This window comes from Paenibacillus sp. Negev47, from assembly GCF_058313655.1.
Genome location: NZ_CM177754.1, coordinates 4699702 through 4714369, shown reverse-complemented (window position 1 = coordinate 4714369; position 14668 = coordinate 4699702). Strand labels below are relative to the sequence as shown.

At 46.5% G+C, this 14668-nt stretch carries 15 protein-coding genes; 11 read left to right on the top strand and 4 right to left on the bottom strand.

All coding sequences use genetic code 11. The annotated features are described in order from the left end of the window. Positions 1-6 precede the first annotated feature (6 nt). Positions 7-309, top strand: a complete 303-nt coding sequence (locus tag AC4G47_RS21130) for a YunC family protein (RefSeq protein ID WP_017689545.1) — start codon at positions 7-9, stop codon at positions 307-309. 117 nt (positions 310-426) lie between these two features. On the opposite strand, the gene mtnA is transcribed toward AC4G47_RS21130, so the two are convergent. Both mtnA and mtnK read right to left on the bottom strand, forming a co-directional pair. After that, positions 427-1500 (bottom strand): S-methyl-5-thioribose-1-phosphate isomerase, encoded by a 1074-nt coding sequence (gene mtnA / locus AC4G47_RS21125; protein WP_458126125.1) that lies wholly within the window; start codon positions 1498-1500, stop codon positions 427-429. 23 nt (positions 1501-1523) lie between these two features. Beyond that, positions 1524-2741 carry an S-methyl-5-thioribose kinase gene (mtnK, locus tag AC4G47_RS21120; RefSeq protein ID WP_491102510.1) on the bottom strand — a complete coding sequence of 406 codons (1218 nt, stop codon included), beginning with the start codon at positions 2739-2741 and terminating at the stop codon, positions 1524-1526. 297 nt (positions 2742-3038) lie between these two features. On the opposite strand from mtnK, the gene AC4G47_RS21115 reads away from it, so the two are divergent. From AC4G47_RS21115 to AC4G47_RS21075, 9 genes are all read left to right on the top strand, one after another. Then, positions 3039-3500 (top strand): Dps family protein, encoded by a 462-nt coding sequence (locus tag AC4G47_RS21115; RefSeq protein WP_145319641.1) that lies wholly within the window; start codon positions 3039-3041, stop codon positions 3498-3500. A gap of 122 nt (positions 3501-3622) precedes the next feature. Beyond that, complete coding sequence (locus AC4G47_RS21110; protein ID WP_491102508.1) at positions 3623-4198, top strand: DUF1802 family protein; 576 nt, start codon at positions 3623-3625, stop codon at positions 4196-4198. 367 nt (positions 4199-4565) lie between these two features. Then, positions 4566-5348, top strand: coding sequence for a Fe-S cluster assembly ATPase SufC (gene sufC, locus AC4G47_RS21105; protein ID WP_017689540.1), 783 nt, complete (start codon positions 4566-4568; stop codon positions 5346-5348). A 25-nt stretch (positions 5349-5373) separates the two neighbouring features. After that, complete coding sequence (gene sufD / locus AC4G47_RS21100) at positions 5374-6678, top strand: Fe-S cluster assembly protein SufD (protein WP_491102506.1); 1305 nt, start codon at positions 5374-5376, stop codon at positions 6676-6678. Next, positions 6675-7895 (top strand): cysteine desulfurase, encoded by a 1221-nt coding sequence (locus AC4G47_RS21095; protein WP_491102504.1) that lies wholly within the window; start codon positions 6675-6677, stop codon positions 7893-7895. Before sufD ends, AC4G47_RS21095 begins: the two co-directional genes overlap by 4 nt. Next, positions 7885-8316, top strand: coding sequence for a Fe-S cluster assembly sulfur transfer protein SufU (sufU, locus tag AC4G47_RS21090; protein ID WP_017689537.1), 432 nt, complete (start codon positions 7885-7887; stop codon positions 8314-8316). Before AC4G47_RS21095 ends, sufU begins: the two co-directional genes overlap by 11 nt. 20 nt (positions 8317-8336) lie before the next feature. Then, positions 8337-9734 carry a Fe-S cluster assembly protein SufB gene (gene sufB, locus AC4G47_RS21085; RefSeq protein WP_036669904.1) on the top strand — a complete coding sequence of 466 codons (1398 nt, stop codon included), beginning with the start codon at positions 8337-8339 and terminating at the stop codon, positions 9732-9734. A gap of 340 nt (positions 9735-10074) precedes the next feature. Then, a complete protein-coding gene (locus AC4G47_RS21080; protein WP_491102501.1) occupies positions 10075-10794 on the top strand; it encodes a M23 family metallopeptidase in 720 nt (239 codons plus the stop codon). 155 nt (positions 10795-10949) lie between these two features. Continuing rightward, positions 10950-11081, top strand: coding sequence for a YjcZ family sporulation protein (locus tag AC4G47_RS21075; RefSeq protein ID WP_222125181.1), 132 nt, complete (start codon positions 10950-10952; stop codon positions 11079-11081). A gap of 68 nt (positions 11082-11149) precedes the next feature. Here the strand turns inward: AC4G47_RS21075 and AC4G47_RS21070 are convergent, their stop codons facing one another. Then, positions 11150-12199 carry an HD-GYP domain-containing protein gene (locus tag AC4G47_RS21070; protein ID WP_491102499.1) on the bottom strand — a complete coding sequence of 350 codons (1050 nt, stop codon included), beginning with the start codon at positions 12197-12199 and terminating at the stop codon, positions 11150-11152. A 123-nt stretch (positions 12200-12322) separates the two neighbouring features. After that, positions 12323-13069, bottom strand: a complete 747-nt coding sequence (locus AC4G47_RS21065; protein ID WP_458126131.1) for a molybdenum cofactor biosynthesis protein — start codon at positions 13067-13069, stop codon at positions 12323-12325. A 119-nt stretch (positions 13070-13188) separates the two neighbouring features. Between AC4G47_RS21065 and AC4G47_RS21060 the strand changes: the two genes are divergently transcribed. After that, positions 13189-14622, top strand: coding sequence for a bifunctional metallophosphatase/5'-nucleotidase (locus tag AC4G47_RS21060; protein WP_491102497.1), 1434 nt, complete (start codon positions 13189-13191; stop codon positions 14620-14622). The last annotated feature ends 46 nt before the right edge of the window (positions 14623-14668 follow it).

Below are 14668 nucleotides of genomic sequence, written 5' to 3'. Positions count from 1 at the left end.
GAAATTATGGTGACGATGGAGCCCATTGTAGTTGGAGAACATGTATTGGTAGGGGTAGAAGTCAAGCTGCCCAAAACAACGTTGCTGACCATTAACACATCCAAAGGATATATCATGTGCGGAGCACTCGACGTAGGATTACTTAATGAGAAGCTCGGGGATCGCAAAATTATTGCAGCTCGGGCGGTTGGTGTGCGTACACTGGAGCAATTGTTGCATGCACCTATGGAGTCGGTGACAACAGAAGCCGAGGCCATGGGCATTACGGTTGGTATGACAGGTGTAGAGGCTTTATTAAAAATGATCTAATGACTAACAAAAGGGCTCCCCTTATGGGAAGCCCTTCTACTCTAGCATCTTAGTATAGAGTCTGGCACGTCGTAGCCACTAACTCGATACACAAACTCTTCTTAAATCCTTATTAAGTTAAGCTTCTTCCTTCGCGAACAAGGCAGCCAGGTTTTCCTTGAAAGGTGCGCGAACAACGCCTTTCTCCGTAATGATAGCTGTTACATATTCGTTAGGGGTTACGTCAAATGCTGGATTGAATACTTTAATACCTTGAGGTGCTGTACGTTTACCAAATCCTTCGGTCACTTCCTCCGCAGCACGTTCCTCAATTGGAATCAGGTCTCCGGATGGAGTGGACAAGTCGATGGTCGACAACGGGCTCGCTACATAGAACGGAATGTTGTGAGCTTTGGCAAGCACCGCCACACTGTAGGTTCCGATTTTGTTGGCTACGTCGCCATTCGCTGCAACACGGTCTGTTCCGACGATAACCGCTTGAATCCAACCTTTGGACATCACCATGCCTGCCATGTTATCACAGATCAGCGTAACGTCGATGCCGGCTTGCTGTAACTCAAATGCCGTCAGGCGTGCACCCTGGAGTACGGGACGAGTCTCGTCTGCAAATACTTTCAGATGAATGCCGCGTTCCTGTGCAAGATACATCGGAGCGGTTGCTGTACCGTATTTTGCAGTAGCCAGTCCGCCTGCATTACAGTGGGTGAGTACACCCATACCATCTTCGAACAAAGGCAGTGCATTCTCACCGATCATGCGGCATACTTCTTCGTCTTCCTTCTGAATCAACAGAGCTTCTACTTCAAGAGCATCATTGCCCTCTTCCAAACTCATACCAGATTCAACGACCTCATTTGCTTTTTGCATCATGCGATCCAAAGCCCAGAACAGGTTCACCGCTGTAGGACGGGAAGTAGCCAGATGAGCACATATGGATTTTACGTGATCCAGCCAGCCTTGAATGGTCGTTCCATCATATGACTTCGCACCCAGTACGACACCAAATGCAGCAGCAATACCAATTGCCGGAGCACCGCGTACTTTCATGGAGTGGATGGATTCCCATACTTCCTCGGGTGTATACAATTTCAACATGAGGATCGTTTCGGGCAGCAGACGCTGGTCAAGCATTTCAAGCTTGTCCTTTTTCCAGATCAGAGAGGACAGAGGCTGATATTCAGGGGTTGTCATGGATGGTTCCTCCGTTCCTTATGTTACGCCTTAGTAGTAGAGACAGCTGTAGATACGATATCGAGTACTTCACCGATGGTATTCAAGCGACGATTGTTCTTGATCAATGCTTTGCCAATGGACAATGCTTTACGCTGAGCATGCTCACGTTCAGTCGCATCCGAAATGGTATCTATATCAGCCACGTGAGCGAGGCCCACGATACGGCGAACCATTTTGGCAGCTGCGAAGCCGATCGAATCTCGGAACAAATGTTGCACATACAGATCCTGATAACCTGGCGTTTTTGCCATCGGATCAACCAGGTCGTTAGCCCAGAGGCCACGGAAACGGGATTCGAACTCGGTCCATACATCACGAACCATATTCAGCAAAAGCGTTTCACGCTTACGCAGAGCCGTCTCCTCTTGAATCCATCCTGGCAGGGATGCGTAGTTTAATAGCAGGTTGGCAAGTACTGCACCGACATCGAATCCCATGGGGCCATAATACGCAAATTCGGGATCAATAACCTTGGTTGATTCCGGTGTAACAAAAATACTGCCTGTATGCAGATCTCCATGAAGCAGTGCCTGCCCATGTGTCAGGAATTTTTCCCGCAGCAAGGCCACTTCAAGGTGAAGCTCTCCATCGGAACGAAGCGCTTCAGCTTCATCTTCAATGGAAACATCATAATTATTTTTCTCGGCGATCCGATAGGGTTCATCAAAGATCAGATCTTCCGTTATTTTGCATTGGTCCGGATTAATGAATCTGCCCTGTTGTTCCTTCTTCAATTGCTGGTCCATGCCCAAGTCAGATGTGAAGAACAACGTTCTTGCCATGAATTCCCCAATATGCTGTGCAAAAAGAGGATAGGTAACACCTTCAATCAGGCCTTTGCGCATGATCACATGATCACTTAGATCTTCCATAACCGTTAACGCGAGGTCGTCATCGTAATGATACACTTCGGGTACCATCCCCGGACATAGACGATACTCCTCCTGCAGAATTTCACGTTCAATTCGGGCGCGTACCAGAGAGAGTGGCCAAGATTCTCCAACCACTTTCGCATAAGGAAGCGCCTGTTTGATAATGATACTTTTATCGGAGTTCTGATCCGTGATGTGGAATACCAAATTCAGATTGCCGTCGCCGATCTCGTGACAATCCAGATTCGCATCTGCCGCAAACGGACCCGGTAATGTTTTGGCCAGTTCAATTGCATCCTGGGGAGTAAAAGGGCGATATTGGGACAAAGGTGCCACCTCCATATATATGAAGAAACAGGAAAACCCACTTCTTTGCTTGGTATATGTCAGTATATCGGAAATAGCGCGGTTTTTGAACTTTTTTTTGTGACAAGCTAAGTCAATCCTGATTCGAACTTCCCGTGTAAGGGTAAAAACAAATAGGCCGGACGGTTGAGAGAAACGCCGTTAACAAGCCTCTCCGCTACCATGCGGTGACGTATCATTAACTCTCTGTTATGCATTGCAGGCCCAACCTGCGAACCAAGCATGACGGACTAATTTTAAATAAAGGATGGGATTAATATGGCTACAAAAAACAAAACAGATCAAGCGAAATCGGTGGAACAAGTACTTAATCGTCAGGTAGCTAACCTGAACGTATTGTACGTCAAAATCCATAACTATCACTGGTACGTTAAAGGACCTAACTTCTTCACATTGCATGTGAAATTCGAAGAATTCTACAATGAAGTTACCGTGCAAATGGATGAAATCGCTGAACGTATTCTTACGCTGAAAGGTAGCCCTACAGCAACAATGAAAGAGTACCTGGAGCTTTCCTCTATCCAGGAAGCAGCAGGCGGTGAAGACGCCAAGACAATGGTGCAAAACCTGATTGAGGACTTCGCTACGCTTTCGAACGAATATCAGGAAGGGATCGAAGTTGCAGATGCAGCTGAAGATCAACCAACATCCGATATGCTGACTGGCTTTAAGGCGGATTTGGAGAAACATATGTGGATGCTTCGCTCTTTCCTGGGTTAATACATCCACGATAAAACCTTATTCAAGTGGATTTTTAATGTAAGCTTCCTGATCCGGATCATGTTGTCAGAAACGCAGTGAGCGTCTATACTGCTGACAAGAACGATAGGAGGGGACCGCTTATGTTAGAACCAACGATTCCGGCTTTAAAAGAATGGGCATCTGCAATTAAAGCACTGGAAACGGGTCGCCAGATTATGGTGATGCGCAAAGGTGGCATTGTGGAGGAAACCCGACATTTTGAGCTGAAAAGTCCGGCATTTTACCTGTATCCGACTTATGAACATCAGCGTAAAGAACTGATTAAGTCCTCGGATCAATCCTATGTTGAAGAATCATTGGCCGAATGGGTGCCCGAAGCTTCGACAATCCGCATTACGGCATATGCCGAGGTAACGCAGGATCTGGAGATACGAGATCAGGAGATGCTGGATCGGCTTTTTGACTTTCATATGTGGACAGCGGATTTTGCCGAAGACCGTTTGAAATGGAAACGGAAAGATCCGCTCCATGTATTGATTCTACGTGTGTACCTTTTGAATGAACCGATGGAGATCCCAGTACTACCTGAATATAATGGTTGCCGTTCCTGGATTTCCATTCCGAATGGTTCGGTGCCGCGCGAAATGACGCCGGCGGTGGACGTTGCGGATTTTGACGAACAGGTACAGAAGATTAACGAAATGCTCAAAATGTAATGTTACTAACGGAAGGACTTGTCCACGATATGGATAAGTCCTTTTTAATTAGCGTAGAAGAATCAGATAAAAGGTTGATTTACTGTGATTTTTCTCACTGTCTATCTCTGACGAAGATGTTTTCTCATTTGATTCAATTGGGCATTTATTATAGAATCAGATAGAATAATATTTCCTGCAAGGAACAGGGGCTCTTAGGAAATGACTTGATTATCATTGAGAATCAGTTTAGAATTATTCTAAAGTGTTCTTCCTATACAGAATCAAGTACAGGAGAAATTCAGGGGAAGCCCTGTTCAGATATAATAGGCGCTTTTTCGTTTTCGACAGCAAACATTAAATTAATCAATGGAGGGAAACAATACACATGGCTACGAATTTCGTCATTGAAGGTCTGAAAGCGACGATCGAAGGTAAGGAAATCCTGAAAGGCATTAACCTGGAAATGAAAGGTGGAGAAATCCACGCAATCATGGGGCCGAACGGAACAGGTAAATCAACTCTGGCTTCAGCATTGATGGGCCACCCTAAATATGAAGTAACTGACGGTACAATTACACTTGATGGTGAAGATGTATTGGACATGGCTGTAGATGAGCGCGCACGCGCAGGTCTATTCCTGGCTATGCAATACCCAAGTGAAATTGCAGGTGTTACGAACTCCGACTTCTTGCGTAGTGCGATCAACGCACGTCGCGGCGAAGGTAACGAGATCTCCCTGATCAAGTTCATTCGTCAAATGGAAGGTAAAATGAAAGAACTCGACATGAACCCTGAGTTCGCTCATCGTTACTTGAATGAAGGTTTCTCCGGTGGTGAGAAAAAACGTAACGAGATTCTGCAAATGATGCTGCTTGATCCGAAAATTGTAGTACTTGATGAAATTGACTCCGGTCTGGACATCGATGCTCTGAAAATCGTGGCTGACGGTGTGAACGCTATGAAGAGCGAAGATCGTGGCTTCCTGATCATCACTCACTACCAACGTCTGTTGAACTACATTACGCCTGACTATGTTCACGTAATGATGCAAGGTCGTATCGTGAAATCCGGCGGACCTGAATTGGCTCACCGTCTGGAAGCGGAAGGGTATGACTGGGTAAAGGCAGAGCTGGGAATTACAGACGAAACTGTAGGCCAAGAAGCGTAAAGACAAAACGGAGGAGGATTAATCAATGACTACACAAACAATTCTTCCGGTTGAATCTGAAGCGCTTCGCGCCTTGTCGGAAAGCAACAATGAACCCGGCTGGTTGACCGAACAGCGGCTCGAAGCTTTAACGCTTGCGAGCGGGCTTGCGCTTCCGAAACTGGAAAAACAAAAAATCGAACGCTGGAATGTCAGCGAGTACGGAACATATAAAACAAGTGAAGCCATTTCTTCTTTAGAAGAAGTGCCTGCTTCCATCAAAGATCTGGTTAAAGATCAAGCTGAGGGTAGTCTGGTTATCCAGCGTAATTCCGGAACAGTGTACTCCAAGTTGTCTGCTGATCTGGCGGCAAAAGGAGTTATCTTCACGGATCTGGCTACAGCGGTTCGCGAACACGGTGACCTGGTAAAAACGTATTTGAACACAGCAGTGAAAGCAGATGAGCATTCCCTCGCTGCATTGCATGCAGCACTTTGGAATGGTGGGGTTTTCCTGTATGTTCCGAAGAATGTCGAAATTGAAGTGCCGCTGCAAGCAGTCCTGCTTACGGATGACGCATCTGCAACGTTTGCACCTCACGTGCTCGTGGTTGCTGAAGCAAACAGCTCCGTAACGTATGTGGATAACTATGTGTCTGGCGAATTGTCCGCACCTGTTTTCCATAATGGTGTTGTGGAAGTATTCGCAAAATCTGGTGCTAAAGTACGTTTTGCATCGGTTCATCAACTGAGTGTGAATGTGACTGATGTTTCATTCCGTCGTGCAGTGTTGGAAAATGATGCTTCAATCGAGTGGATCGTTGGGGAAATGAATAACGGCGATACAGCGAGCAACACGATGACCGTGCTCAAAGGCAATGGATCAAGTTCTGATTCCAAAGTCATCGCTGTGGGTTCGGGTTCGCAGAAAATCAACTACACCACAGAAGCTCGTCACTTCGGCAAGAATACGCCAAGTCAGATGATTACACGTGCAGTGATGCGTGAAGAAGCTTCTGCAATCATCAACGGAATCACGAAGATTGAGAAAGGCGCGACCAAAGCCGATGGACAGCAGACAGAGAAAGTGTTGATGCTGAGTCCTAAAGCACGTGGCGACGCCAACCCGATCCTTCTTATTGACGAGGACGATGTAACAGCAGGTCACGCGGCTTCTGTTGGTCAAGTCAATGCCGAGCAGATTCATTACTTGATGTCGCGCGGAATTAACCGTACGGATGCAGAACGCCTGATCATTTATGGCTTCTTGGCTCCGGTGGTGGCGGATATTCCTTTGGAAGCACTGCGTACCCAATTGCAGTCTCTCATTGAACGGAAACTCGGACAATGAACCCGTCCATTCGCGAGCAGTTCCCGATCCTCCACCAGGAAATTAACGGACACCCGCTCGTATATTTAGATAGTGCTGCAACTTCACAGAAACCTCATGCTGTGATTGAAGCAGTCAAACATTATTATGAGTATGAGAACTCCAACGTGCACCGCGGTGTTCATACCCTTGGAAGCCGTGCAACAGACGCCTACGAAGGCGCTCGTGAGAAGGTAGCCAAGTTTATCAATGCCCGTCGTACTGAGGAGATTATCTTTACCCGCGGGACAACGACAGCCCTGAATCTGGTGGCTTCATCTTATGCCCGCACCAATTGCAAAGAAGGCGATGAAATTGTTATCACGCAAATGGAGCACCATAGTAATCTGATTCCTTGGCAGCAGGTTGCCAAGGAGACAGGAGCAACATTGAAATACATCCCGCTTCAGCCTGACGGTCATATTGAATTGGCTGATGTCGAGAAGACGATTACAAACAATACTAAAATTGTAGCAATCGCTTATGTATCCAATGTTATGGGCATAATCCACCCAGTGAAACAAATTGCTGAAATTGCACATCGCAATGGTGCTGTCATCGTTGTTGATGGCGCACAAAGCACACCTCACATGAAGGTAGACGTTCAGGATCTGGACTGTGATTTCTATGCATTATCCGGTCATAAAATGTGCGGACCAACCGGAATCGGTGCACTCTACGGCAAAAAGGCGCTGCTGGAGTCCATGGAACCCATTGAGTTCGGCGGTGAAATGATTGATGATGTGGGTCTGTACGAATCCAACTGGAAAGAGCTTCCGTGGAAGTTCGAAGGCGGAACCCCAATTATCGCAGGTGCGGTAGGGTTGGGAGCTGCCATTGATTTTCTGGAGCAGATTGGTATGGATGAGATTGCACATCATGAAAGCGTGCTGGCAGCTTATGCAACGGAACGTCTGGCCGAAATTGACGGGTTAACCATCTATGGCCCAGCCAAGCGGCATGTGGGTGTCGTTACCTTTAACCTGGGTGATGTTCATCCGCATGATGTGGCAACTGTGCTGGATGCGAGTGGCGTAGCCATTCGTGCCGGACACCATTGCTGTCAACCGTTAATGCGCTGGCTTGAGGTTAGCTCAACAGCTCGTGCCAGTTTCTATCTATACAATAACGAACAAGATGTAGATCGGCTTGTCAGCGCCTTAATCCAGACAAAGGAGTATTTTGGCGATGCAACTTGATGATCTGTACCGGCGTGTTATAATGGACCACTACAAAAACCCGCGGAACCGCGGAACATTTGATAATGACGCTGTCACGGTGAATTTGAACAATCCAACGTGCGGCGACCGGATTTCACTGCAAATTTTGCTGAAAGACGGAATCGTTCAGGAAGCCAAATATACGGGTGAAGGCTGCTCCATCAGCATGTCCTCGGCATCGATGATGACGGAGGCTGTCAAAGGCAAAACAATGGAACAGGCACTCGATATCGCTAACCGTTTTTCCTCACTGATGAAAGGTGAAGAAGTCGATTTCGACGATTATGAAGATCTCGAAGCCCTATCCGGTGTGAACAAGTTCCCTGCACGCATCAAATGTGCCACTCTGGCCTGGAATGCATTACGCAAAGGGATTGACGAAGAGAACAAAGTACAATAACGATAGGGAGGTAGAGCAAGATGGCTAAAAAAGCACCAGAAATGGAAGAGTACAAATATGGTTTTCGCGACGAGCACAAATCCATCTTTCAAACCGGTAAAGGTCTGACTGCAGAAGTGGTTACCGAGATTTCCAAGATTAAGAATGAACCGGAATGGATGTTGGAATTCCGTTTGAAATCCTTGAAACAATTCGAAAAGATGCCAATGCCGAAATGGGGCGGAGATCTCGACGGATTGGATTTCAATGAAATTCAATACTACGTTCGTGCTTCGGAGAAGCAAGGTAAAACATGGGAGGAAGTTCCTTCCGAAATCAAGGAAACCTTTGATAAACTGGGTATCCCTGAAGCAGAGCAGAAGTTCCTTGCAGGTGTATCGGCTCAGTATGAGTCCGAGGTTGTATACCACAACATGCAAAAAGAATTGGAAGACCAAGGTGTAATCTTCATGGATACGGATACGGCTCTCAGAGAGCATCCGGAAATCCTGCGTGAATATTTTGCAACGGTTATTCCGCCAGCAGATAACAAATTTGCTGCATTGAATAGTGCGGTATGGTCCGGAGGAAGCTTCATCTACGTGCCGAAGGGCGTTAAATGTGAAGTGCCTCTGCAAGCCTACTTCCGGATCAACTCCGAGAATATGGGACAATTCGAGCGTACACTCATCATTGCCGACGAAGACAGCTTCGTTCACTATGTAGAGGGATGTACAGCTCCAATCTACAGCACGAACTCACTGCACAGTGCGGTCGTTGAGATCATCTGTAAGAAAAATGCTCGTGTTCGTTACACAACGATCCAAAACTGGGCACCAAACATCTACAACCTCGTTACGAAACGTGCGGTTGCAGAAGAAAATGCAACAATGGAATGGGTCGATGGTAACATCGGTTCCAAACTGACGATGAAATATCCAGCAGTTGTACTGAAAGGCCGTGGAGCGAAAGGTTCCGTGCTCTCCATCGCTGTAGCTGGTAAAAACCAGCATCAGGATGCAGGTGCGAAAATGATCCACTTGGCTCCGGATACAACATCTACAATCGTGTCCAAGTCCATCAGTAAACATGGCGGTAAAGTAACGTATCGTGGTTTGGCTTCCTTTGGACGTCAAGCGGAGGGTGCAAAATCCAATATCAAGTGTGATACACTCATTCTCGATAATGAGTCCACATCGGATACGATTCCTTACAATGAAATCATGAATGATAATATCATGCTGGAGCATGAAGCTACAGTATCCAAAGTGTCTGAGGATCAGCTCTTCTACCTGATGAGCCGTGGTCTGACTGATGCAGAAGCAACACAGATGATTATCATGGGCTTCATTGAGCCATTCACGAAGGAATTGCCAATGGAATATGCCGTTGAGATGAATAGATTGATCAAATTCGAAATGGAAGGCTCTATTGGTTAATCCAATGCAGCGCTATTCGAAGCCGTGAAGCGGAACGGTGTTGTTGCTATTAAGCTTCAAATCCTTTTCACGGAATCACAAAATCATTGAAGAAAGGTCGAGGGATATTCCTTCGACCTTTTTTTTGAATTTCTTAGTATACTGATGAGCTTGGCGTTATTCAATTACATAGCTATTATAATTATAGTAGCGTATTGCACCGCTTGGAATATACATTGAGAGAGACCAGATAGTGGCTCCAATGATATTCTGAGCGGTATTTTTGTGGGATAAAATAAGACTAATAGCACAAGCCATTTCATAGATTTAAGCATTTAATGATAGAAAAGGATGTGAGTGTATGAGCGTTAACCCTTTCGAGGGATATCGAATTACAAGTTCATTCGGCTATCGAATTCATCCCATTCATGGTGGACAGACGTTTCATCGCGGAATTGATCTCGTGACAGAACCCTGGAATGGCCCTGTCTATGCCTTTATGGAGGGTAGGGTACGTTTTGCTTCGGAGGGAGTTACAGGCTCCGGATTCGGCGGTTACGGGCTTACAGTAGCACTTCAGGATCATCGAGGGTATTTGCATTGTTATGCACACCTTTCACGTATTGCTGTAAGCGTTGGACAGCAAGTGAAGCGAGGCCAGCTTATCGGTAATCAGGGGAGCACAGGTCAGAGTACGGGTCCGCATGTACATTATGAGATCCGTAAAACAAGCGCGCCTTCTTACGGATATACTGCCAGTGAAGATGGTGTGACAGAACCGGGAGCATACCTACAGTCTGAATACGAAACTGCGTCCCAGGAACAGGAGGCCCAGCCGATGACCACGGAGCAGAAGAGAATGTTTGAAGCCATGCAGAAAACGCTGGAGATTCAGGGAGACTGGAGTCAGCAACAGAAGCAACTTTCCAATATGGATTGTCCTGCATGGGCACAGCAAGCGCTAGACTATTATCGACCGTTTATTATGAACGATACAGGCAGTTATGAATTTTGGCGATTACTTGTCATCATGTACCGCAAGGAAAACGGTATCCAGGTTCATTCCGATCCTGATATATAGAACACTACGATGAAGAGGATTAGGATGAGCTCAAATCTTTAGACAGGATGCGAGACCTGACAGACAACCAATTATCGAATGTTGCCGTTTCGCCCGGTTCATCTGGAGCGGAGCGTCATATGTTAGGGTATACCTGATGAAGAGGAGGCAATCACATGAGCGAAGTAGGATATGGCTGTGGAGGCAACGTAGGCGGCGTAGGTGGATACAATCCATTCACATCGACTGGTGCAATCTTGGTACTGTTCATTCTGTTGGTTATCATCACAAAAGCATTCTACGTTTAATCCAACACGAACGGCATCACGATAGACAAAAGGGAAGCCGATTACGGCTTCCCTTTTTATACTTATGCTTATTGTACATAGATTTCAACAATAGCAATATCTCTTTCTTTCGCTAAATCAATAAAGGCCGTAGAGGTCTGAACGAGTGGCCGGAAATAATCTGCAGGATTATTCATGACAATGAGACCAGTCTGACCCGTCGTGAGCAGCACTCGTTTACCAATAAAATTCGGCAGCATGTGCTTGATCAGTTCTTGTGTTGCTTCACCATTTAGCTGACCGAAGCTTAGGCTGTACAGTTCGCACAGAACAGAGATAAGCTCCTGTTTGGTCTGGTACACCCGATTCGTCGTCATAGCGCTGTAGACGTCAGCTACAGCGGTTATACGGGCATATGGATGGATCTCATCGCGACGTAGTCCATGAGGATAACCACTTCCATCCTCGCGCTCATGATGCTGAAGGGCAACGGTGGCGAGAATTTCATCTTGCGTCGATTCTTTAATAATATCGTACCCATAGAATGTGTGTTTCTTCATTTCATCGAACTCTTCCGTCGTCAGTTTACCAGGTTTATGTAACATTTCAGAAGAAATCTTGGACTTGCCGATATCATGGAGATATCCTGCTTTCGCTACCGTTAGACATTCCTCGGGGTTGTAGCCCATCCAGCCGGCGATATAAAAAGCGAGCATTCCGACTTGCAATGAATGGTTGTAAGTATAATCGCTATCCCCGTCCAGCATAAGTAACAAGGAGACAACATCTTTCTGTTTTTCCAGCTGTCCCGTTAGGGTAATCAAAATCTCATCGACCTGTGTCTCATCAATAAAACCCTTCTCCATCGCTTGTTGAAATAGAGATTCAGTACCTTTGATCGTATCGTTAAACAGATTAGTTAACAGACGGGTTTGATCGGAAGGTATGGTTTGTGCATCAGAGTGTAGGTCGGATGTTGTATGTTCTACATCTGCGTAATCGATTCCATGTTGCAGCAGCTTGGACAGGTCATCTTCACTGAGGGTGGAACCTTTCATCAGCATGTGGAGACCCGAACTGTTGTAAACATCATTTTTTAACAGGTCGCCAGGTTTAAGATCAGTAACATGCACTCTCACGTATAAACCACCTTTTCCTCGACTAATATCGACACATATCTTTATAATAACAAGAAAAAAATGGGTTGACAACGACTTATTTACTATTAACCCACTCTATCAAAAAGGTGTAATGACTCATGGTTAGTTCTCCATAGGGTTCCAGGGTCCTAGTTGATGTCCCTTCCATTCAGAGCCATCTTCCCAGATTTCCTTTTTCCAGATCGGGACTGTCTGTTTGAGTCTTTCAATGGCGTAGCGGCTTGCATCGTAACAGTCATTGCGGTGAGGCGAGGAAACGGCAATGACTACACTAATCTCTGCCACATCCACTTTACCGATGCGATGACTGATCGCACACAGTACACCAGGCCATCGATCGGAGATTTCCGTTCCAATGGCTGCCATCTGAGAAAGGGCCATCGGTACATAGGCCTCGTATTCCAGATGAACGGTTCGCTGTTCACCGGTCATTTCACGAGTTGTACCCACAAAAGTAAGGGCAGCGCCGTGATTCGCGGTAATGACTAGCGCCGTCGTAGCTTCCACAGACAAGGCGGACTCGGTAATCAGAAATAACCCGTCTTCAGTACGATGCTCAGGAGAGGGAGAAGGATGCTTCTCATCGGGCATATCCGTACCATCGCCACCAGAGACAGGAGGGATTAACGCCAGTTCATCTTCTGACCGGAGTATAGTATCGGCAGGAGCATACTGCTGGTTAACTGCGAGAAAGGATGTTCTTATCTGAGATGCTGCCTCGGGGTAGGCCAGGCTCAGTTTTTCTTTTACATCAGCAGCAGTCGGAGCGTCTCCAATGTACTCAAACTCGAGGAGGGATGTATTTAAACGTTCTGCAATGCCTGCAAATAGTTGAATTGTCAATTTCATGATATGACTCACCTCTTTTTGATCTCTAAACCCTTTAAATATATCATAACGAGGTGGAAAATGTTATGCTTATCCATTAGAAGAGTGAACGTTTATTGAAGAGCGGAGGAGGCGGTGTGATGAGCACCAGGGAGAAGCAAACATTGACGATTCTGCACACCAATGACATCCATAGTCACTTCGGCTCCATGAGCACCATCGCCGCTATGATCAATGAGGTACGTGAACAAGGTGGAGACATCCTTGTACTGGATATCGGCGATCACATGGACCGGATGGCTGTGGAGACAGAAGGAACTTTAGGCGTGGCTAACGTCGATGTGATCAATCTGACCGGCTACGATGCCATAACCATCGGGAATAACGAAGGACTGACCTTTACGCCTGATCAGCTCGCACAGTCCTACGCTGGACTTCTGTGTCCTGTGATATGTGGCAATGTCGTTGAACAAGCCACAGGTCTTCCGCCTGTGTGGATGAAACCTTCCCTCATCGTGGAGAAAGGTTCATTTCGCATTGGTCTGCTGGGGGCTACTGCGCCATTCACCACGTTCTACGAACTGCTGGGTTGGGATGTTCTGGACCCGTTGGAAACACTAAGAGTTCAGGTTGAAGCATTACGCTCTGAAGTGGATGTGGTGATTATTCTCTCGCATCTGGGACTTTCCACAGATCGGAGACTGGCGGAACAGATTGCTGGAATTGATGTTATTCTCGGTGGGCATACCCATCATGTTCTGGAAGAACCATTAGTCATTGGTCAGACCGTGCTGGGCGCAGCTGGTAAATTTGGCCAATGGCTTGGGAAAGTGGTTCTGGAACGAACAAGTTTGGGAGAACCTCTCCAACTGGTAAGTAGCGGATGTGTTAGTACCGAGAGTATACTACTGGATGATCAGGTCACGCTGGCAATTGCCACGAATCGTACGGAAGCCGAAAGGGCACTGGACCAGACAGCAGTGATCACGGACCGGTTATTGCCCATCCAATATGACCGGGAATCTCCTTTTGCCTCATTGCTGGCACAAGCTGTTCGTCAATTCACAGGAGCTCAGTTGTCACTGGTGAATGCGGGTCAGCTTCTTGGAGACCTTCCACAAGGCAATATTACAAAAGGAATGTTGCATTCCCTATGTCCATCTCCTATAAATGCTTGTACAATATGCTTGAGAGGAAGTCATATTCGTGAAGCGCTTGAGCAGTCCTTGTTGGATGAGTTCTCAGGTAAACCCATTGTAGGATTTGGTTTTCGTGGTCAAATTCTTGGTACGTTATGTATGGATGGAATGGAAGTTCAATACAATCCAGCTGCGCCAGCTTATGAGAAAATCCAATCTATTTCCATCCATGGGGAGCCGATGGACGATCAAGGCGAGTATGTCGTTGGAACGCTGGACATGTTTACATTTAACGTAGGGTATCCTTCTTTGGCTCATGGAACCAACACGCTCTATCATCTTCCGGAATTCATACGCGATTTGCTGGAACTGGAATTAAAACGACCAGGGGCGCTGGACGACAGCCTGCGAGCCCGCTGGCGTGAAACTAAATAAAGGACTTGCCTTCTGCTGAAGCGGCGGCTAGTGGTAATTACATCTA